Raw genomic sequence first — 20,218 nt, forward strand, 5'->3', positions numbered from 1 at the left:
GTTTTTCTGCTGATGGTTATAGCGTAGCCATTTTCAACATATCTGGTAGCGACGGTCGTGCGGTTGCGGGCTTATGCTATGATTCTGTCATGCTGGCGGAGGGTAGCGCGCGTCGGGCGCGGTTTAACCGAGCGGACCGGCCGGCCGTATTTCCCCTGTCGGGGGATTATTGAGAGTTGTCTGACAATCGTCCGAAAAGACAGGAATACACAAGCCGAAGTAGAAGCGAAGCAATAAAATGTTACACTGTTGGCCGATATTCCGCCCTCGCCGCAGCTTGGGGTATGACAGGCAGAACGTAGTATAAACAGGGAGAACAGATATGAATTACCGCCTGAGTGGGGTGGCGTTTGCCAGCTTGTTGCTCGTTGGCTGCGCCAGCTCCGGGGATCGCTCTCAAGAAGGGCGTTCGGACCCGCTTGAAGGTTTCAACCGTTCCATGTTCAGCTTTAACTACAACGTGCTGGACCCTTATCTGGTAAGGCCGGCGGCCGTTGCGTGGCGGGATTATGTACCGACGCCGGCGCGCAACGGGCTGAACAACTTTTTCGGTAACCTGTCGGAACCCGCGGCAATGGTGAACTACTTTATTGAAGGCAAGCCGTACAAGGCGATGATTCATTTCAACCGTTTCTTTCTCAATACCCTGTTGGGAATGGGCGGTCTGATTGACGTGGCGTCAATGGCGAACCCCAAACTTGCAAAAGAGGAGCCTCGCCGTTTCGGCAGTACGCTGGGTAATTACGGTATAGGATATGGGCCGTACGTGGTGTTGCCTGGCTATGGCAGCGTCACCATCCGTGAAGACGGCGGCGGTTACGTCGACACGCTCTATCCGGCGTTGAGCTACCTGACATTCTGGATGTCGGCGGGTAAATGGGTGCTGGAGGGGTTGGAAACGCGGGCGCAGTTGCTGGATTCCGACGGACTGCTGCGTAACTCTTCCGATCCTTATCTGATGGTGCGCGAAGCCTATTTCCAACGGCATGATTTTCTGGCCGGCGACGGGCAGCTTAACGCGCCGGTAAATCCCAATGCGGCGGCGATTGAAGACTCGCTGGGCGAGATCGACTCCGCCCAGTAGCGACGCGTCGTGCTGACCAAGGCGCCTGCGGGCGCCTTTAGCTTTTATAAAATGCTGCTAAACTTGTTTCCCATTGGGGTATTACTCGATTTGTTTCGTAAAAGTTATTACATTGTTGACTGTTTATTTACTTACAAAAATTTCTTTTCTTCTCCAGATAACAATAATGTTGTGTGCTGGCCAGAGCCGATGCCCCTTTGATGCTGAAAAGAGTCAGCCAATTGATTTTTTTGTTAAAAACCGTATTAACAAAAAGGTCATGAAATGATGGTTTTTCGCTATGAAAGGTGCAGGGTCTTGCTGACGATAAGGGATGTCTGAAAAGTCTATTTGCCTGCAATTATAAAAATTCAATGAATAGAGATATAAGTATGAAAAAACTACTCACGATGATTTTATGCCTGAGCATGGTTGGGATATCCCCACTGGCGACGGCGGAAGAAAACGGCACCGCGGACAAAACTACGGATGTGGTGCTGATTGGCGGCGGTATTATGAGCTCGACCCTTGGCGTCTATTTGCAAGAGCTTCAGCCCGACTGGTCGATCGACATGATCGAACGTCTGGATAACGTCGCGGAAGAGAGCTCTAATGGCTGGAACAACGCCGGCACCGGTCACTCCGCCTTTATGGAGCTGAACTATACGCCGGAGCCTAAGAATGAAAGCGACCCGGTCAATATCAGTAAAGCGGTAGAGATCACCGAAGCCTTCGAGATATCGCGCCAGTTCTGGTCGCATCAGATTAAAAACGGCGTGCTTCACGATCCGCACTCCTTTATTAACAGCGTGCCGCACATCAGCTTTGTATGGGGGGATGAAAACACCCGCTTCCTGCAACGCCGCTATGAAGCGATGCAGCACAGCACGCTATACCGCGGGATGGAATTTTCCGATGATCCGAACGTCATCAAAGAGTGGGCGCCGTTGATTATCGAAGGCCGCGATCCGGCACAGAAAATCGCCGCCACCCGTATGCCCATCGGCACGGATGTCAACTACGGCGAAATTACCCGCCAGTTGGTGCGCTCTCTGCAGAAAAAGCAGAATTTCGCCCTGCACCTTAATTCTGAAGTCCGTGATATCAAACGTAATGCGGATAACACCTGGAGCATCACCTACGCCGATCTGAAAAACGGCGAGAAAGAGAGCGTGGTCAAAGCCAGGTTTGTCTTTATCGGCGCGGGCGGGGCGGCGTTGCAACTGCTGCAGAAATCCGGTATTCCGGAAGCTGACGGCTACGGCGGTTTCCCGGTCGGCGGCGATTTTCTGGTAACGGAAAATCCTGAAATAGTGAAGCGCCATCTGGCGAAAGTTTATGGCAAAGCGTCCGTCGGCGCGCCGCCGATGTCGGTTCCGCATCTGGATACCCGTATTTTCGACGGCAAGCCGGTGCTGCTGTTCGGGCCGTTCGCCACATTTTCCAGCAAGTTCCTGAAAAATGGTTCGCTGTGGGATCTGGTAGATTCGGTTACCCTGTCCAACGTTTTACCCATGGCGAAGGTGGGGCTGGACAATTTCGATCTGATTAAATATCTGATTAGCCAGGTGATGATGGACGACGACGACCGTTTCGCCGCATTGAAGGAGTATTTCCCCGACGCGAAGAAAGAAGACTGGAAACTGGTCGTTGCCGGACAGCGCGTACAGGTTATCAAGAAAGATGAGGATAAAGGCGGCGTGCTGAAGCTGGGCACCGAGATTGTCAGCTCGCAGGATGGTTCCATCGCCGCCTTGCTGGGCGCCTCTCCGGGCGCGTCCACCTCGGCGCCGATCATGCTGAGCCTGCTGAAAACGGTCTTTAAGGATAAGGTCGCGACGCCGGAATGGCAGGCCAAGCTGAAGGAAATCATTCCTTCCTACGGCCAGACGCTGGACGGCAATATTGAATTGACCAATAAGATCCGCAGCTACACCAGCAGCGCCTTGCAGTTGAACTATATTGAAGTAAAACCGGAATAACGTTGTGATATGGCGTTGATAAGGCCGTGCAAGCGGCCTCAGCCCATTGATAAAGCTCGTTATTAGGGAGAGCGTGGCGAGGGGCCGTAGCGGCGTAAGCCGCCGGAGCGCCCCTCGGTACGGTAGGCCCGGGTATCGCCGACTTACAGGCGACTTTGTCAGCAATCTCAGGTCGCGCAAGCGGCCTTTTTTACGTTACGGAGCGCAGGTTTAGAACGCGTAGTTGAGGTTCACGCCGTACAGCCAGGCCTTGCCTTCAGAGCTGTAGGTATAAGTGTTTACCCCCACGGGATCCGCCTCGCGGATGGTGACTTTCTTACCGTGCATATAGGAAACCCCCACGTCCACCGACGCGTCTTTATTAAAGGCGTAGGTGGTGCCGGCGCTCAGCCAGAAGCGGTCCTGATCCGGAATGGAGACGGAGCGCTTGTCGGCGGGAACCGGGCTGTCGTCAAAGGCGACGCCGCCACGGAAGGTCCAGTTATCGTCATGATAATAGGTGGTTCCCAGGGCGATACGGTAGGCGTCGCGGAAACCTTCTTCTTTCTGGAATAGCGTCCGCCCATTATTACCCGTCGCTTTCAGCTCCTGGAACTGGCTCCAACTGGTGTAGGCCAGGCTGTAATGCACCGCCCATTTGGGCGCCACGCGATGGTAGGCCGACGCTTCCCACATTTCCGGCAGATTCAGCGTCAGTTTGCCGGGGATGGTCGCTCCCCCGGTGCCTCCGATGGCGACAGGGATGTCGTTGCTGTAATCGCCGTTAAAATCGATATCGACCTTGGAACGGTAGGTCAGGCCGTAGCGGTTGTTTTCATCCACTTCATACAGAATGCCGGCGTTCCAGCCGTAGCCCCACTCTTTACCCTCCAGACGGGATATTTCGGAGGAGGGCTGTAAACCAAGCGCCGGCGCCAGTTCCCCCGCATTGCGAACGATTTTCGCATCGGCGTACACCGCATTCACCCCCAGACCAAAGCTGAAGTGCTGATTGAGGCGATACGCGGCGCTCAGGTTCAGGTTGGAGGTCACCAGATCGGTTTTGCCGCCGATGGAACCCGCGACGTAATTATCGTTGAATTCCGTCGCCAGACCGTAATTGGTCACGGCGGAAGCGCCGATGGCCCACCGATCGTTAAGCGGCATAACAAAGTGCAGGTTCGGCACCCAGGCATGGGGCGCAATGTTTTCGGCATCGGCGTTTTGGCCGGATGAGCTTGAACCGTTCAGATCAATATCCGGGTTTATATAGGTCACGCCGCCGGAGAAAGAGGGACGATCAAACAGGGTCATGGTTGCCGGGTTACGGCTGCCGGAGGCGGCGTTATCCGCGACGGCGCCTTCACCGGAAAACGCGCGTCCCAGACCTGACGAGGAGTATTCGTTGAGCTGGAAGCCAGCCGCGGAAGCGTTTGCTGAAACCAGTGCCACTGCAACAGCAATTGCGGATTGTTTTAACCGGTTTTTTTGGCTCATGACCAAAACCTCTTTATGTGCTCGTGAGTTAACTTTGTTACATCAAGTAACAAGGGACGCGCATTGTAGGGGGCGCTCTCAATCTGGCAAATCGGACCAGTTGCCAAAGTATATGTGGGGAATATTTAAATGTTGCATGTATGTAGTTAAAATATGTCGTAATTGATACAGAAATAAGATCTGCTTAACATTTTGGTTGATTTTAACGGCGAGAATTAGCGAGATTTTACCCTGCTATAACAATGGAATGTGACGGTTCTCACTAAATGCCGCGGCGGGCAGTAAGTTCTAGTGCTGAACTGAACCGGTGAGTAGAATAGAGCGGAAAGTAAGTTTTTTTGAATCGGATCATAGCCGTTGTACAGATCTCCGCCGTATAGAGGAAGAAATGATGACAAACGCCATAAACAAATGTTCTGCCGAAGAAACCGCCGCCTGCTGCTGCGTGGATGTTGGCACGGTGATGGATAACACCGATTGCACCGCGTCTTACAGTAAAATCTTTATCGAGCGGGCCGAGGCCGAGGCCACGCTGCAAGCGCTGACGGATAAAGCCCGTTCGGTGGAGTCGGACCCTTGCCAGATCGAAAGTCGGCTGGAAAGCGTGGACGGCGGCGTGAAGCTGGACATTGATTTCACCTTCAGCTGCCAGGCTGAAACGATGATTTTCCAGCTTGGGCTGCGTTAAGCGGCCTTGTTTCCGTCTCGCCGCGGCTCCCTGCTTTAGTCATCAATTGCAATAGGATAGCTATTTTTATCACTGGCAGATAATTCTGTGATTCTATTTAATTTCAAGATTATCGTTCGCTAACAGGTTGCAAAGATGAGTACGGTGGATGCCGCCCGTCACCGGGCACAGATTCAGTCCCATATTGAACGCTCCGCTCAGCGCTATCTGCGGGTCAGCCATCAGATTCACGCCCGGCCGGAAATCGGCAATCAGGAATTTTTCGCCGCCGAAACGCTGGTCGATGTGCTGCGTGAGGCGGGATTTGCCATCACCCAGAATATCGCCGGGCACGAAACCGGGTTTATCGCCCGCAAGGGGGAAAGGCATAGCGGGCCGCGCATTGGTTATCTGGCGGAATATGACGCGCTGGCTTTGTCCGGCTATCGTCTGCTGACCGAACCGTCGTTGCTGGCGGCGGTGAAAGCGGATTTTCAGCGCACCCACTAGCCGGCCCCGTGCCGGACGGACATTTCCCCTCTCATTTTGCCTCGCCGCGGTTTGCGTAATGTAACTATCTGGTTAACAATCAGATCAGGTCTGACCTGTTGGGCGCAGGCTCGATTTTATCAGTTAACAGGGGAGCGTTTATGAGCGAGGTGTTACCACTGATAACCCGTCGTGGCGATCGCGTGGCGATTGTCGGCGGATTACGTACCCCGTTTGCCCGCCAGGCGACGGCCTATCATGGCGTGCCGGCCGTGGATCTGGGAAAAATCGTGGTGAATGAGCTGCTTATTCGCACCGGCATCGATCCCGAACTGATCGAACTGCTGGTTTTCGGTCAGGTGGTGCAAATGCCGGAGGCGCCCAATATCGCCAGGGAAATTGTGCTGGGAACGGGGATGAGCGAGCATACCGACGCGTACAGCGTATCCCGCGCCTGCGCCACCAGTTTTCAGGCGGTGGCCAACGTGGCGGAAAGCATTATGGCGGGCGTCGTCGAGGTGGGGATTGCCGGCGGGGCGGACTCCTCCTCGGTGCTGCCGATCGGGGTGAGTAAAACCCTCGCCGCAACCTTGGTCGATATCAGCAAAGCCCGCACGCTGCGCCAGCGCCTTAAACTGCTCGCCCGGCTGCGCCCCGGAGATTTGCTGCCCGTCGCCCCCCCGGTGGCGGAATACTCCACCGGCCTGCGCATGGGCGATACGGCGGAACAAATGGCGAAAACCTACGGCATTACGCGGGAAGAGCAGGACGCGCTGGCGCATCGCTCCCATCGTCTGGCCGCCCGCGCCTGGCAGGAGGGGCTGCTGCGCGAAGAGGTGATGACGGCGTACGTGCCGCCTTACCGGCAGGCGCTGGCCGAGGATAATAACGTGCGTCGCGACTCGGCGCCGGAGCATTATGCCCGCCTGCGTCCGGCCTTTGACCGCAGGCACGGCAGCGTAACGGCGGCCAACAGCACGCCGTTGACCGACGGGGCGGCGGCGGTTGTGCTGATGAGCGAATCGAAAGCCAAAAGTCTGGGGATTACCCCGCTGGGTTATCTGCTCAGTTACGCTTTCAGCGCCATCGGCGTGCGGGAGGATATGTTGCTGGGACCGGCTTACGCCTCTCCGCTGGCGTTGGCGCGGGCCGGGGTGGCGTTGTCCGATCTGGCGCTGATCGATATGCACGAAGCCTTTGCCGCCCAGACGCTGGCGAACCTGAAAATGTTTGCCAGCGAGGATTTCGCCCTCAGCAAACTGGGGCGGCCGGCGCCGCTGGGCGAGGTAGAGATGGAGAAATTCAACGTGCTCGGCGGCTCCATTGCCTACGGGCATCCGTTTGCCGCTACCGGCGCCCGGATGATTACCCAGACGTTGCGCGAACTGCGCCGCCGCGGCGGCGGACTGGGGTTGACCACCGCCTGCGCGGCGGGAGGACTGGGTGCCGCAATGGTACTGGAGGTGACGCCATGAACGATCGGCAACCCTTATCCGCATTCCCTACCGGGGCTTCGGCTTTTTCCCTCGCTATCCGCCCGGACAATATCGGCATCGTCACCATCGACGTGCCGGGAGAAAAGGTCAATACGCTGAAAAGCGAATTTGCCGAGCAGATCGTCAAGGTTATTGAACAGGCTCGGCAACATGCGGCGCTGCGCGGGCTGGTGCTGGTGTCGGCCAAGGCGGATTCGTTTATCGCCGGCGCGGATATCGCCATGCTGGACGGTTGTACCAGCGCCGAACAGGCGCAAGATCTGGCCCGAAAGGGGCAGGAAACCTTTTCCTATATCGCCGCGCTGCCCTTCCCGGTGGTCGCGGCGATCCATGGCGCCTGTCTGGGCGGCGGGCTGGAGCTGGTGCTGGCCTGCGATTACCGCCTGTGCTCGCTGGATGAGAAAACGCTGTTGGGGCTGCCGGAGGTCAAGCTCGGCTTGTTGCCCGGTTCCGGCGGCACCCAGCGCTTGCCCCGGCTGATCGGCGTCGCGCCGGCGCTGGATATCATCCTTACCGGGCGCCACGTCCGCGCCGCGCAGGCGCTGAAACTGGGACTGGTGGACGACGCGGTGCCGCACAGTATTTTGCTGCAAACGGCGCTGGAGATGATCAGGCAGGGTAAGCGTAAAGCATCGCCGCCGGACTGGCGCGCCCGCCTGTTGGCGAGCCCGGCGATCCGCCCGCTGTTTTTTAATATCGTTAAGCGCAAAACGCGGGCCAAAACGCATGGCAATTACCCGGCGACGGAGCGGATTATTCAGGTGATTCGCCGCGGAATGGAAAAAGGCATGGCCGAAGGCTACCGGCTTGAGGCCCGCGCTTTCGGTAAGTTGGTTATGACGCCGCAGTCCGCCGCGCTGCGCAGTCTGTTTTTTGCCTCGACGTCGTTAAAAAAAGAGTCCGACGGCGCTGCGGCGCCCCCCATCCGCCGGGTGGGGATTCTGGGGGGCGGGCTGATGGGCGGCGGTATCGCCAGCGTCACGGCGGTGCGCGGCGGTTTACCGGTACGTATTAAAGATATTGATGAGCAGGGCGTTAACCGTGCGCTGAACTACAGCTGGCAGTTGCTGACCAGACGGGTGGAGCGCCGGCGTATGCCGCCAGCCGAGCGGCAACGCCTGATGAGCCTGATTTCCGGCAGCACCGATTACCGGGGGTTCGAACAGAGCGACATGGTGATTGAAGCGGTATTTGAGGATCTGTCGCTGAAACGGCAGATGGTGGCCGAGGTGGAGCGCCATGCCGCGCCGCATACCATCTTTGCCTCGAATACCTCGTCATTACCGATTCACCAGATCGCCGCGCAAGCCCGGCGCCCGCAGCAGGTGATCGGCCTGCATTACTTTAGCCCGGTGGATAAAATGCCGCTGGTGGAAGTGATTCCGCATGCGCACACCAGCGCCGAAACCATTGCCGCCACGCTGGCGCTGGCGCGAAAACAGGGTAAAACGGCGATTGTGGTGGCCGATAGCGCGGGCTTTTATGTTAACCGTATTCTGGCGCCCTACATTAATGAAGCCGCCTACTGTCTGCTGGAGGGCGAACCGGTCGAGTCGATCGATTATGCCCTGGTGCGCTTTGGTTTTCCGGTCGGCCCGTTGACGCTGCTGGATGAAGTCGGCATTGACGTCGCGACCAAAATCGTACCGGTGCTCAGTCAGGCGCTCGGTGAGCGTTTTATCCCGCCTCCCACCTTTGACGCCGTCCTGAGGGATGGCCGTAAAGGGCGTAAAAACGGCAAAGGGTTTTATCGCTATAACCGGAAACGTTATTTCCATTGGCGGCATAAGGCCAGAGAAGTGGACGCTTCAATCTATCCGCTGCTGGATGTGACCCCGAAAGCGCATCTCGATCCGGCGCTGATCGGCCAGCGCTGCGTGATGCTGCTGCTGAACGAAGCGGCCCGTTGTCTGGATGAAAAAGTGATCCGCTGCGCGCGCGACGGGGATATCGGCGCGGTGTTCGGCATCGGTTTTCCCCCGTTTCTCGGCGGCCCGTTCCATTATATGGATCGCCTTGGCATCGCCACGGTGGTAAAAACGTTGCAGGTATTGCAGCAGCAGTATGGCGACAGGTTTGCGCCCTGCGAAGCCTTGCTGGCCATGCGGGACGGTCAGCAGCGGTTCTACCCGCTACCAGACGAGGTTACGCCGTCGGCGCTTCCGCCCGGCGATGCGCCGGTTGACGCTGGTTAATATTGACGCCCAGCCAACACCTAAGGTAGAAAGTGCGCTTTACCGGACGGTTAAATTTACATCAGGCAGCGGCGATAACGATTTTCGTGATAGCCTGTATCGTCCTGCTTCAGTGTGCGCTTATACAACGACTGATTGCTTTATAAGCTTTTTAATTACGATATGTTCGTCAAATAGCGGTGTGATATGCAAGTTTTGATTATGCGTCATGGTGATGCGATACCTGATGCGGCCAGCGACGCGCTGCGGCCTTTGAGCGCGCGCGGCTATGATGAGTCGCGCAAGATGGCAAGCTGGCTGAATAACCAGCAACTGGATATTGATCGTATTCTGGTCAGCCCTTATCTGCGCGCCCGGCAAACGCTGGAGGCGATTCGGGGGCTACTGCCCTTGCCCGAGGGAGATGAATGCCTGTCCGAGCTCACCCCCGGCGGCGATGCCGGCTTTGTCGGCAGCTATCTGCAAGCCCTGGCCAAAGAGGGGACGGAAGCGGTGCTGGTCGTCTCGCATCTGCCGTTGGTCGGCTATCTGGTCGCGGAGTTGTGTCCCGCTGAAAACGCCCCCATGTTCGCCACCTCAGGCATTGCCAGTGTGAGCATTGATACCCCATCGGGGCGCGGCGTGTTTGACTGGCAGGTGAGTCCGGCGCAGCTGGCGCTGAAGAGGTAATCGCCGCCGCGCCGATCTCCCGCCGCCCTGGCTAGCCGAGCGACGGCGCTTCCAGCGCCACCAGTATCAGCAGCGCGGCGTCGCCGCCGAACTCCTTGGGCGCCTGATGGAAAGCCAGCACGTCCGGGTGCTGCGCCAGCCACAGCGGCGTCTGCTGCTTCAGAATGCGTTTGCCGTGGCCGTGCATCACGCAGGCGCAATAAACGTGTTCCCGGCGGCAGGCGGCAAGCAGCGCGCCCAGCTCCTGTTTTGCCTGCTGCTGCGTCAGGCCGTGCAGATCGAGAAACAGTTCCGGGGAGTAGTCGCCCCGCCGCAGTTTTTTCAGTTCGTAATGGCTGGCGCCGGGGCGCACATAGCGCGTCGGCCCCGCGCTTTCCAACTGCGGTTGAAACTCGTCCGAAAAGTAAAAGCTGGCATCGGCCTGCTCCCGCAGCGCCCGCCGGGGAGGCAGTTCGCCGGTTTTGGGACGAACCGGCTTATGGACATAGGTATCCTGGCGTAATTTTTTAGTGCCGGAGACTGAAGTACGAAAAAGCTGTAGTTCTTCGTCGTTCAGCGAATATTTATTACTCATTGGCCGCTCACTTCGCATCGATATCCGTTCAGTTTACCTTTTCTCTTCGCGGCTGCTAAATAAAAGTCGGCGCAACCTTGAGTTCCGCCGGTTATATCTGCTGATTTGTCGCGGGCTTCATGGCAAACTATGCCTTTCTTATGTGTAACAGCGCCAATTTCCATTCAGATGTGTCTGCGGAGGACAAGCTTGGACAAAATTTTCGTCGATGAGGCCGTCAGCGATCTTCATACCATTCAGGATATGTTGCGCTGGGCGGTCAGTCGGTTTAACGCAGCCAATGTCTACTATGGTCACGGTACGGATAATCCCTGGGATGAAGCGGTACAGCTGGTGCTTCCCACTCTGTTCCTGCCGCTGGATATTCCTGAGGATATGTATATTTCCCGCCTGACGTCCAGCGAGCGTCATCGTATTGTCGAACGCGTTATCCGCCGGGTAAACGAGCGCGTCCCGGTGGCTTATCTGACCAATAAAGCCTGGTTCTGCGGGCTGGAGTTTTACGTTGACGAGCGGGTTCTGGTGCCGCGTTCGCCCATCGGCGAGCTAATCGGCAATTATTTCGCCGACCAGTTGCCTAAAGCGCCGGGCCATATTCTGGATATGTGCACCGGCAGCGGCTGTATCGCCATCGCCTGCGCCCAGGCGTTTCCGCAGGCGGAAGTGGACGCGGTGGATATCTCCGACGATGTGCTGGCGGTGACCGAGCAAAATATTCAGCAGCACGGTGTGGAATACCGCGTCACCCCGATTCGCTCCGACCTGTTCCGCGAGCTGCCGGCTATTGCGTACGACCTGATCGTCACCAATCCCCCTTATGTCGATGAAGAGGATATGGCGGATTTGCCGCAGGAGTTCCGCTATGAACCGGAACTGGGATTGGCGGCGGGCAGCGATGGCCTGAACCTGGTGAGGCGCATTCTGGCGAGCGCGCCGGATTACCTCAGCGACGACGGCGTGCTGATTTGCGAAGTGGGCAACAGCATGGTGCACCTGATCGAGCAATATCCCGCCATTCCGTTCACCTGGCTGGAATTCGCCAACGGCGGAGAGGGCGTGTTTATGCTGACCAGGCATCAGCTAATTGATTGTAAAGAATATTTTAGCATTTACCGCGACTGATTCGCGATGGCTAACCCTATCTGTATAGGCTAAGGAGCCGTGATGGCAGGAAACAGTATCGGGCAGTTTTTCCGCGTCACCACATTTGGTGAGTCCCACGGAATTGCCCTGGGCGGTGTTGTCGACGGCGTACCGCCGGGGATCCCGCTGACGGAGGCGGATCTGCAACAGGATCTGGACCGGCGTCGTCCGGGAACGTCGCGCTATACGACCCAGCGCCGCGAGCCCGACCGGGTGCGCATTCTTTCCGGGGTGTTTGAAGGCGTTACTACCGGCACCAGCATTGGTCTGCTGATCGAAAATACCGACCAGCGCTCGCAGGATTACAGCGCCATTAAGGACGTTTTCCGCCCCGGTCACGCCGACTACACCTATGAACAAAAGTTCGGCCTGCGCGACTATCGCGGCGGCGGGCGTTCATCCGCCCGGGAAACCGCGATGCGCGTCGCGGCCGGCGCGATAGCGAAAAAATATCTGCAACAGCGGCACGGCGTGAAAATTCGCGGCTATCTGGCGCAAATCGGCGATATAGCCTGCGAATTGAAAGACTGGGATCTGGTCGAGCAGAATCCGTTCTTCTGTCCCGATGCCGACAAGCTGGAAGCTTTGGATGAGCTGATGCGGGCGCTGAAAAAAGAGGGCGATTCCATCGGCGCCAAGGTCAGCGTGGTGGCGGAATCCGTTCCCGCCGGGCTGGGCGAACCGGTGTTCGATCGTCTGGACGCCGATCTGGCGCACGCCCTGATGAGCATCAATGCGGTCAAAGGGGTGGAGATTGGCGACGGTTTTGCGGTAGTGACCAGGCGCGGCAGCGAAAACCGCGATGAGATTACTCCGCAGGGTTTCCAGAGCAACCACGCCGGGGGGATTTTAGGCGGCATCAGCAGCGGACAGCATATTGTGGCGCATCTGGCGCTGAAACCCACCTCCAGCATTATGGTGCCGGGGCGAACCATTAACCGTCAGGGTGAAGCGGCGGAAATGGTGACCCGCGGACGTCACGATCCCTGCGTGGGGATCCGTGCGGTGCCGATCGCCGAGGCAATGATGGCGATTGTGTTAATGGATCACCTGCTGCGCCAGCGCGCGCAGTGCGGCGATGTGGCGAGTCAGGTTCCCCGCTGGTAAGAGATGATGAAAAAAGGGTTTATCGGGGTTATCGCCCTGGCGCTCGGTGCGTCAGGGGGAATGCAGGTCGGATGGGCGAAAACCCCCTGGCAGGAAATGACGCACCCGGTGGCGGGCGCGGCGCAGTCCATCGGCGGCTTTTCCAACGGCTGTATTATCGGCGCCCAACCGCTGCCGCTGCAATCGCCTGATTATCAGGTGATGCGCGTCGATCAGCGACGCTATTTCGGTCACCCCGATCTGCTGGCGTTTATTCATCGCCTGAGCGCCAATGTAAAACGCCGTACCGCCGCCAATGTGTTGATTGGCGATATGGGCATGCCGGTGGGAGGACGTTTCAGCAGCGGCCACGCCAGCCATCAGTCCGGCCTGGATGTCGATATCTGGCTGCAATTGCCCAAACGGCGCTGGAGCGAGCAGCAGTTGCTTAAACCGCAGCCTATCGATCTGGTTATGGCCAACGGGCGTCAGGTTAACCCGCGCGTCTGGCAGCCAGAGGTAACGACGCTGGTGAAACTGGCGGCGCAAGACCATGATGTAACGCGTATTTTCGTCAATCCGGCGATAAAAAAACAGCTGTGCGCCGAGGCCGGCCAGGATCGCGACTGGCTGCGCAAGGTGCGCCCCTGGTTCGGGCATCGCGCGCATATGCACGTTCGCCTGCGCTGTCCGGCGGATAGCCTGGAGTGTCAGGAGCAGGATTCGCCGCCCGCCGGCGATGGCTGCGGCGCGGAGCTGACCAGCTGGTTCCAGCCGCGCCAGCCGGGGCGTGAATCGCCGGTCAAAACAACGCCGCCTCCATTACCCCCGTCTTGTCAGGCCCTGCTCGACAGACATTTCGCCGCGGAATAACGCATGGACTGGTTTGTCGTCGGGCCGGAAATGTTGGCCATTTTGTTCTTCGTCGCCGTGCTGGCCGGGTTTATCGACTCCATCGCCGGCGGCGGCGGGCTATTGTGCGTGCCGGCCTTGCTGGCCGTCGGGCTGTCGCCCGCCCAGGCGCTGGCGACCAATAAGCTGCAATCCGTGGGCGGTTCGTTTTCCGCCAGCCTCTATTTTATTCGCCGCCGGGCGGTCAGCCTGGGCGAACAGAAGTTGGCCATCGCCTTAACCTTTGTGGGCTCAACCTTTGGCGCCTGGCTGATTCAGCAGATCCACGCCGATTTTCTGCGCCAGCTGTTGCCGCTGCTGATCATCGGCATCGGGCTCTATTTCCTGCTGTCGCCGAAGATCGGCGATGAGGATCGTCAACGCCGTCTGTCCGCCGTTCCCTTTGCGATTGTCGCCGGCTGCGGCGTCGGATTTTACGACGGTTTTTTCGGTCCCGGCGCCGGATCTTTTTATGCGCTGGCGTTCGTCACCCTGAGCGGTTTTAATCTGGCCAAGGCCACCGCCCATGCCAAAATCCTCAATTTCACCTCCAATTTCGGCGGGCTGCTGTTTTTTATGCTCGGCGGGAAAGTAGTGTGGGGGCTGGGGATGGTCATGCTGGCGGGGCAGTTTATCGGCGCGCGTCTCGGCGCCAAAATGGTGCTGAGCAAAGGCCAGACGCTGATTCGTCCCATGCTGGTGATCGTCTCCGCCGTTATGAGCTGCAAACTGATTTACGACAGCCACGGCGGCGAGATCGCCCGTTGGCTGGGACAATTTTTCTGATGACGGTGAATAATATGGGTTGCCATCACTACCAGCAACTGATTGATATCTTTGCCGCCTGCTTTAGCGATGAGTACAACACGCGGTTGGTTAAAGGCGACGATGAGCCAATCTACCTGCCGGCGGACGAGCAGGCGCCGTACCACCGGATTATCTTCGCGCACGGTTTTTACGCCAGCGCGCTGCATGAGATTTCCCATTGGTGCATAGCCGGCGAGCAGCGGCGCCTACAGGTCGACTTCGGCTACTGGTATTGTCCGGACGGGCGCGATGCGCAGACGCAGTCCCGCTTTGAGTCCGCGGAAATTAAACCGCAGGCGCTCGACTGGCTATTCTGCGCGGCGGCGGGTTTTCCGTTTAATGTCAGCTGCGATAATCTGAATGGCGACGGCGAACCGGATCGCATTGCTTTTCAACGTCGGGTTCATGCGCAGGTGATGCACTATCTGCACCAGGGGATCCCGCCGCGTCCGGCGCGCTTTATTAATGCGTTACAGACGTTTTACCATACGCCGCCGCTGACGGCGGCGAGCTTTCCGTATCCCGCCGACCTCTGCTGAGCGGCGCGGAAAACAGTTTAACCGAGGATGATAAATGATCGCAGAATTTGAGGCGCGTATTCTGGCGCTGATTGATGACATGGTGGAGCATGCCAGCGACGATGAACTTTTTGCCGGCGGGTATTTGCGCGGTCATTTGACTGTGTCGGTGGCGGAAGTCGAAGAAAATGGCGAACACACGCTGGAGGCTTTACATGCGCGAGTCAGCGACAGCATTGATAAGGCGATAAAAAACGGCGAGCTTTCCCCGCCGGATCAGATCCTGGTCAACCGCATGTGGGATAATTTATTCCAGCAGGCGCGGAGCCGGCAAACGCACTGACTTCCCATAATCCCGCACGCCCGGGCGCGCCTGGGCTTTCGTCCGGTCAAACCGGTCGCCCCTTGAGCAATTTTCTGATCCAGAATCGATTAGGGTTCAGCGCCGCCAGCGTGTCGCCATCCAGCGGCAGGGGTTCGCCGTAAATCTGCGAGGCCAGAATCTCCGCCGCCAGCGGGGCGGAGCAGAGTCCGCGCGACCCCAGCGCGCCGATGATAAACAGGTTGGGGTAGACCGGCGCGGGCGGCAGGTTTTGCGCGTCGCGCCGCTGCGGCGACAGATGCCGGTAGCAGTCCAGCGTCCGCTGATAGTCGGCGACCGCGCCCACCAGCGGCAAATGATCGCGCAGCGCGCAGCGCACGCCCTGCCGCGCCTGACGGCCGCTGATATCGATCTGCTGCGCCCATTCCGCCTGCGGCAGGCAGTTCAGCAGGCGCCGGCGATTTTCCTGCTGTTCATCGTCCCGGTAGTCGGTGGCGCTATCGCCGCGCTGATAGCTGGCGCCGATGCAGTGTTCCTGATGCCGCGGGCTGACCGGCGTCAGATAGCCGTCATAGCAAAGCACCTGTTTCAGCCGCCGCAGCGCCGGGGTGGTCGGAATATGGCTGACCTGGCCGCGCACCGCATAGCACGGTAAATGTTGGGTCTGATTCCAGTCCGACAGTTGATGTCCGTTCGCCAGAATCAGCGCGGCATGATCCGCCTGCCGCTGGTTATCCAGCGTTAGACGCCAGCCTGAGCCGGTTTGTTCAAGCGCGGAAACCTTGGTGCTCACATGTACGGCCAGCCCCTGTCGCCGCGCCAGCTCCAGCGCCGAGGCGGTCAGCTCCGCCGGGCACAGCCAGCCGCCGTCGGGGTAGGTAACGCCGCCGGCGCCCAGCATCAGACCGTTCACCTCTTCAAGCTGCCGCGCCGTAACGCCGAAAACCAGTTCCGGCGGCCACGCGCCTTGTAAAACCTGCGCAATCTTGCGGGCGCTTTTTTCGTCATAGGCCAGTTGGCTGACGCCGCACCACTGATGTTCAAAAACGACGCCCTGCGCCGCCAGTTCGTCATACTGGCGGCGGGCGAAGGCGAAGGCGGCGGCGAAGAAACGCGACGGGGCGTCGTGCCTGTCGTTCAGCAGAGGGTACAGCGCGCCCTGCCGGTTGCCGGACGCGCCCTGCGCCGGTTGTTGGTCGGCGCAGTACAGCGTCACCCGCGCGCCGCGTCGCTGCAGGGCCAGGGCGGTCAGCACGCCGGCGATGCCGCCGCCGATAATGGCGATATCGTCGGTGGCCGCGGCCGGCGGCCGGGCATACCAGGGGGCGGCGGACGGCGCGGCGATGCCGACGGGAAGATGGCCGCTCAGCATTTCGCGTTTGCGGCCGAATCCTTTGATTTTACTGACGCTGAAACCCGCCTGCCGTAGCCCCCGGCGCACGAAGCCGGCGGCGGTAAAGGTGGCGAAGGTGCCTTGATCGCGGCCAAGGCGCGCCATGGCGTGAAACAGGTTATCCGTCCACATATCCGGGTTTTTGGACGGCGCGAAGCCATCAAGAAACCAGGCGTCGACCTGATGATGCAGCGAGTCGTCCAGCGTAGGCAGCAGCGTGTTGACGTCGCCAAACCACAGGTCGAGCGTGACGCCGCCCTGGGCCAGAATCAGACGGTGGCAGCCGGACAGGGGCAACGGCCATTGCCGTCGCAATTCCGCGGCGTATGTCGCCAGTTCCGGCCATTGGGCGTGCGCCGCCGCCAGATCGTGCCGCCGCAGCGGAAATTTTTCAAAACTGATGAAATGCAAACGGCGCAGTGGCGCGTGGGGATGCTGGGTGCGGAAGACATCGAAAGCCTGCCACAGCGTCAGAAAATTCAGCCCGGTGCCGAAGCCGGTTTCCGCCACTACGCAATTTTCACGCGCGTGGGTGAGAAAACGTTCGGGAAACCGGTTGCCCTGTAAAAACACATGACGGGTTTCCGCCAGCCCATCCTGATTGGAAAAGTAGACGTCATCAAACTGTTGCGATACAGGTGTACCCTGTTCGTTCCAGCTCAACGACGCATGTTGAACGGGGCGGTTATTCACGGCAAATGACTCATTACTCAGGCGGTGCGGCGATTTTAACGGTCCGCCCGCCGCGGAGCAAATTTAGCAAAAGTTCGGCTGATCGGACTTGTTCAGCTTACAAGTGTACGCTAAAGTGCGTTGCGAAATCCCAAACTTTATAAGTGGAAGAGGTATTGAATGAAACGTGCAGTGATTACTGGTCTGGGGATCGTATCAAGCATAGGTAATAACCAGCAGGAAGTTCTGGCATCTCTGCGGGAAGGCCGCTCGGGTATTACTTTTTCTCAGGAGCTGAAAGATTCCGGCATGCGTAGTCACGTCTGGGGTAACGTTAAACTGGACACCACAGGCCTCATCGATCGCAAAGTTGTGCGCTTTATGAGTGATGCATCGATTTATGCTTATCTGTCTATGGAACAGGCGATTAAAGATTCCGGGCTAAGCGACGATCAGGTTTCCAACGATCGTACCGGTCTGATCGTCGGGTCCGGCGGCGGTTCTCCGCGTAATCAGGTTGCCGGCACCGACGGCATGCGGGCCAAAGGTCTGCGCGGCGTGGGTCCCTATATGGTCACCAAATCCATGGCTTCGGGCGTTTCCGCCTGCCTGGCGACGCCGTTTAAAATCCGCGGCGTCAACTACTCCATCAGCTCCGCCTGTGCGACTTCCGCGCACTGTATCGGCAACGCGGTGGAGATGATCCAACTGGGTAAACAGGATGTGGTATTCGCCGGCGGCGGCGAGGAGCTGTGCTGGGAAATGGCCTGTGAATTCGACGCCATGGGCGCGCTATCCACCAAATATAACGAGACGCCGGAAAAGGCTTCCCGCACCTATGATGCGGATCGCGACGGTTTCGTTATCGCCGGCGGCGGCGGCATCGTGGTGGTTGAAGAGCTGGAGCATGCGCTGGCGCGCGGCGCGCACATCTACGGCGAAATCATCGGCTATGGCGCCACCTCCGACGGCGCGGACATGGTCGCTCCCTCCGGCGAAGGCGCCATGCGCTGCATGAAGATGGCGCTGCAGGACGTGGATACCCCGATTGATTATATCAACACCCACGGCACCTCCACCCCGGTTGGCGATGTGAAAGAGCTGGGGGCGATCCGCGAAGTGTTCGGCGACAATGTTCCGGCCATTTCCGCCACCAAAGCCATGACCGGCCACTCGCTGGGGGCGGCGGGCGTGCAGGAAGCGATTTACAGCCTGCTGATGCTGGAGCACGGCTTTATCGCGCCGAGCATCAACGTGGAAACGCTGGATGAGCAGGCGATCGGGATGAACGTCATCACCGAGCCGACGGAGCGCAAGCTGACTACCGTGATGTCGAACGGTTTCGGCTTCGGCGGCACCAACGCCACGCTGGTGATGAGAAAGTTCGAGCGTTAACCACGCGTCGATCGTCAGCCCGCGTCAGGCGGGCTGAGAACGTACCCCCCGTTGCGCCCTGCCTGCAGGGCGTTTCTCTTTTCGCCGCCGGCGAAATCAGAATACCACCCATAACAGAAATAGCGCCACGCCAACGCCGGCGATGGTCCAGAACATCGATTTCTGGAATAACGCCGGCCAGTTAAGCGGCAATGCGGCAATAAGCGGGTTCAGCAGCGGCTGCGGCGCCGTCCAATCGGTTTCCTGCGCGCGCTGTATGCGCTGGGTGAACAGGAAGGTGAGCGCCTCGCTAAGCTGCATCGGCGCCAGCGGCGTCTGCCATCCGGCGTTAAACCGGTTCTGCATATAGTCCAGCAGCATCTGCTGCTCTTGGGCAGTGAGCGGCTGCGGCAACGCCGCCTGCAACGTGGCGATGGCCGCGGTCTGCGGCGATATTGAGGCCGCGTTGGCCGTGCCGGCGGAAGTCTGGGCGGCGTTCGCCGCGGGTTGATTCGGGGCGACATCGGCGGCGAGGGTTGTCGGCGCCCCCTGCGGTAAAGGCGGCGATGAAGCGGTCGGCAACTGCTGCAACGACGCCTGCGTTTGCAGGAACTGGGTCAGCAACGGCAGATTTTTTAGCGGAATCGCCTGCCCGGCATTGAGGTTCTGCATCGTCATCAGCGTGGTCCAGATTTTTACCGGCTGCTCGCCGCTCTGCGACGCCAGGCGGGTAACCAACTGGTTCAGGCTATGCTGCTCGGCCGGCGACAGGGAACGCTCAGGCGGGTTGGCAACGGAGTGCGGCTGGGTGGACGCCGTATTGGCGGGCGCCGTCGGTCCGGGTTGCAACAGCGTCGCCACCTGTTGCAGTTGCGCTTTGTTCAGTGAGCTCAGCGTGGTATGGCCGAATTGCTGATGGATAAAATCACTGACCACCTGTCGGTTATTCCCCTGGGTGAGCAACTCCGTCACCCGTTGCATCAGCTGTTGGCGGGCGCCGTTATCCTGCGCTTGCGTCTGGGTTAAGCGCGTTTGCAACTGCTGCTCCGCCGGCTGATAGTGGCGTGAGGTCAACTCGGCGTTTTCCTGTAGCCCCAGCCCTTGCTTCACGCTGCTCCAGACTTCGCTCGCTTTTAACGTGCCGAGCGCGACGATTTTAACCATCAGGTTTTCAAGCGTGGCGCGCTGTGCGGGCGTCAACGGCGCATCGCCGCCGTCAGTCCCCGGCGCATTGGCCGCCGGTGACGTAGCCTGCGGACTGACAGCGCGATCGCCGGGCAGTGGGGCTCCTGGGCCGCTTACAGGTTGCATACCGATTATCCTCACCGCTGCTAATGGGGCCTGACGATGGGCAGGCAGTCTCAATTATTGAGACGAATCATAGCAAGCTCCATCGCCGTT

At 58.8% G+C, this 20,218-nt stretch carries 18 protein-coding genes; 14 read left to right on the forward strand and 4 right to left on the reverse strand.

Going from position 1 to position 20,218, the window contains the following annotated elements; all coding sequences use genetic code 11:
• The first annotated feature begins 322 nt into the window (after nucleotides 1-322).
• Together mlaA and mqo are read left to right on the forward strand one after the other, a co-directional pair.
• Nucleotides 323-1,084: a phospholipid-binding lipoprotein MlaA gene (mlaA, locus tag EH206_RS06700; protein ID WP_009112026.1), complete on the forward strand. Its 762-nt coding sequence runs from the start codon at nucleotides 323-325 to the stop codon at nucleotides 1,082-1,084.
• Between the two features lie 371 nt (nucleotides 1,085-1,455).
• Nucleotides 1,456-3,045 carry a malate dehydrogenase (quinone) gene (mqo, locus tag EH206_RS06705; protein WP_009112027.1) on the forward strand — a complete coding sequence of 530 codons (1,590 nt, stop codon included), beginning with the start codon at nucleotides 1,456-1,458 and terminating at the stop codon, nucleotides 3,043-3,045.
• A gap of 210 nt (nucleotides 3,046-3,255) precedes the next feature.
• On the opposite strand, the gene fadL is transcribed toward mqo, so the two are convergent.
• Nucleotides 3,256-4,521: a long-chain fatty acid transporter FadL gene (fadL, locus tag EH206_RS06710; RefSeq protein ID WP_009112028.1), complete on the reverse strand. Its 1,266-nt coding sequence runs from the start codon at nucleotides 4,519-4,521 to the stop codon at nucleotides 3,256-3,258.
• A gap of 391 nt (nucleotides 4,522-4,912) precedes the next feature.
• Between fadL and EH206_RS06715 the strand changes: the two genes are divergently transcribed.
• The 5 genes from EH206_RS06715 to sixA all read left to right on the forward strand — a co-directional run bounded on the left by EH206_RS06715 (nucleotide 4,913) and on the right by sixA (nucleotide 10,037).
• Nucleotides 4,913-5,209, forward strand: coding sequence for a YfcZ/YiiS family protein (locus EH206_RS06715; RefSeq protein ID WP_009112029.1), 297 nt, complete (start codon nucleotides 4,913-4,915; stop codon nucleotides 5,207-5,209).
• Between the two features lie 135 nt (nucleotides 5,210-5,344).
• Nucleotides 5,345-5,698 carry an N-acyl-L-amino acid amidohydrolase gene (locus EH206_RS06720; RefSeq protein WP_009112030.1) on the forward strand — a complete coding sequence of 118 codons (354 nt, stop codon included), beginning with the start codon at nucleotides 5,345-5,347 and terminating at the stop codon, nucleotides 5,696-5,698.
• 140 nt (nucleotides 5,699-5,838) lie between these two features.
• Complete coding sequence (gene fadI / locus EH206_RS06725; RefSeq protein WP_009112031.1) at nucleotides 5,839-7,152, forward strand: acetyl-CoA C-acyltransferase FadI; 1,314 nt, start codon at nucleotides 5,839-5,841, stop codon at nucleotides 7,150-7,152.
• A complete protein-coding gene (gene fadJ, locus EH206_RS06730; protein WP_009112032.1) occupies nucleotides 7,149-9,368 on the forward strand; it encodes a fatty acid oxidation complex subunit alpha FadJ in 2,220 nt (739 codons plus the stop codon). The genes fadI and fadJ overlap by 4 nt, the downstream gene beginning before the upstream one ends.
• Before the next feature lie 186 nt (nucleotides 9,369-9,554).
• Nucleotides 9,555-10,037 (forward strand): phosphohistidine phosphatase SixA, encoded by a 483-nt coding sequence (sixA, locus tag EH206_RS06735; protein ID WP_009112033.1) that lies wholly within the window; start codon nucleotides 9,555-9,557, stop codon nucleotides 10,035-10,037.
• A 31-nt stretch (nucleotides 10,038-10,068) separates the two neighbouring features.
• Here sixA and smrB read toward each other — a convergent pair whose 3' ends face one another.
• A complete protein-coding gene (smrB, locus tag EH206_RS06740) occupies nucleotides 10,069-10,611 on the reverse strand; it encodes an endonuclease SmrB (RefSeq protein ID WP_009112034.1) in 543 nt (180 codons plus the stop codon).
• Between the two features lie 189 nt (nucleotides 10,612-10,800).
• Between smrB and prmB the strand changes: the two genes are divergently transcribed.
• Genes prmB through EH206_RS06770 form a run of 6 tightly spaced genes read left to right on the forward strand, consistent with a single transcriptional unit; the run spans nucleotide 10,801 to nucleotide 15,399 of the window.
• Complete coding sequence (gene prmB, locus EH206_RS06745; protein ID WP_009112035.1) at nucleotides 10,801-11,733, forward strand: 50S ribosomal protein L3 N(5)-glutamine methyltransferase; 933 nt, start codon at nucleotides 10,801-10,803, stop codon at nucleotides 11,731-11,733.
• 42 nt (nucleotides 11,734-11,775) lie between these two features.
• Nucleotides 11,776-12,861, forward strand: coding sequence for a chorismate synthase (gene aroC, locus EH206_RS06750; RefSeq protein ID WP_009112036.1), 1,086 nt, complete (start codon nucleotides 11,776-11,778; stop codon nucleotides 12,859-12,861).
• Nucleotides 12,862-12,867: 6 nt separating this feature from the next.
• Nucleotides 12,868-13,713: a penicillin-insensitive murein endopeptidase gene (gene mepA, locus EH206_RS06755; protein ID WP_040342999.1), complete on the forward strand. Its 846-nt coding sequence runs from the start codon at nucleotides 12,868-12,870 to the stop codon at nucleotides 13,711-13,713.
• A gap of 3 nt (nucleotides 13,714-13,716) precedes the next feature.
• Nucleotides 13,717-14,517, forward strand: a complete 801-nt coding sequence (locus tag EH206_RS06760; RefSeq protein WP_009112038.1) for a sulfite exporter TauE/SafE family protein — start codon at nucleotides 13,717-13,719, stop codon at nucleotides 14,515-14,517.
• A gap of 14 nt (nucleotides 14,518-14,531) precedes the next feature.
• On the forward strand, nucleotides 14,532-15,077 hold the full coding sequence (locus EH206_RS06765; RefSeq protein ID WP_040343723.1) for an elongation factor P hydroxylase: 546 nt from the start codon (nucleotides 14,532-14,534) through the stop codon (nucleotides 15,075-15,077).
• A gap of 34 nt (nucleotides 15,078-15,111) precedes the next feature.
• Nucleotides 15,112-15,399: a YfcL family protein gene (locus EH206_RS06770; protein ID WP_009112040.1), complete on the forward strand. Its 288-nt coding sequence runs from the start codon at nucleotides 15,112-15,114 to the stop codon at nucleotides 15,397-15,399.
• A 46-nt stretch (nucleotides 15,400-15,445) separates the two neighbouring features.
• On the opposite strand, the gene mnmC is transcribed toward EH206_RS06770, so the two are convergent.
• Nucleotides 15,446-17,464 (reverse strand): bifunctional tRNA (5-methylaminomethyl-2-thiouridine)(34)-methyltransferase MnmC2/FAD-dependent 5-carboxymethylaminomethyl-2-thiouridine(34) oxidoreductase MnmC1, encoded by a 2,019-nt coding sequence (mnmC, locus tag EH206_RS06775; protein ID WP_009112041.1) that lies wholly within the window; start codon nucleotides 17,462-17,464, stop codon nucleotides 15,446-15,448.
• A 159-nt stretch (nucleotides 17,465-17,623) separates the two neighbouring features.
• Here mnmC and fabB point away from each other — a divergent pair, with 159 nt between their 5' ends.
• Nucleotides 17,624-18,838: a beta-ketoacyl-ACP synthase I gene (gene fabB / locus EH206_RS06780; protein ID WP_009112042.1), complete on the forward strand. Its 1,215-nt coding sequence runs from the start codon at nucleotides 17,624-17,626 to the stop codon at nucleotides 18,836-18,838.
• A gap of 96 nt (nucleotides 18,839-18,934) precedes the next feature.
• Here fabB and flk read toward each other — a convergent pair whose 3' ends face one another.
• Nucleotides 18,935-20,128 (reverse strand): flagella biosynthesis regulator Flk, encoded by a 1,194-nt coding sequence (gene flk / locus EH206_RS06785; RefSeq protein WP_009112043.1) that lies wholly within the window; start codon nucleotides 20,126-20,128, stop codon nucleotides 18,935-18,937.
• Between the last annotated feature and the right edge of the window lie 90 nt (nucleotides 20,129-20,218).

The organism is Brenneria nigrifluens DSM 30175 = ATCC 13028, assembly GCF_005484965.1.
Taxonomy (GTDB): domain Bacteria; phylum Pseudomonadota; class Gammaproteobacteria; order Enterobacterales; family Enterobacteriaceae; genus Brenneria; species Brenneria nigrifluens.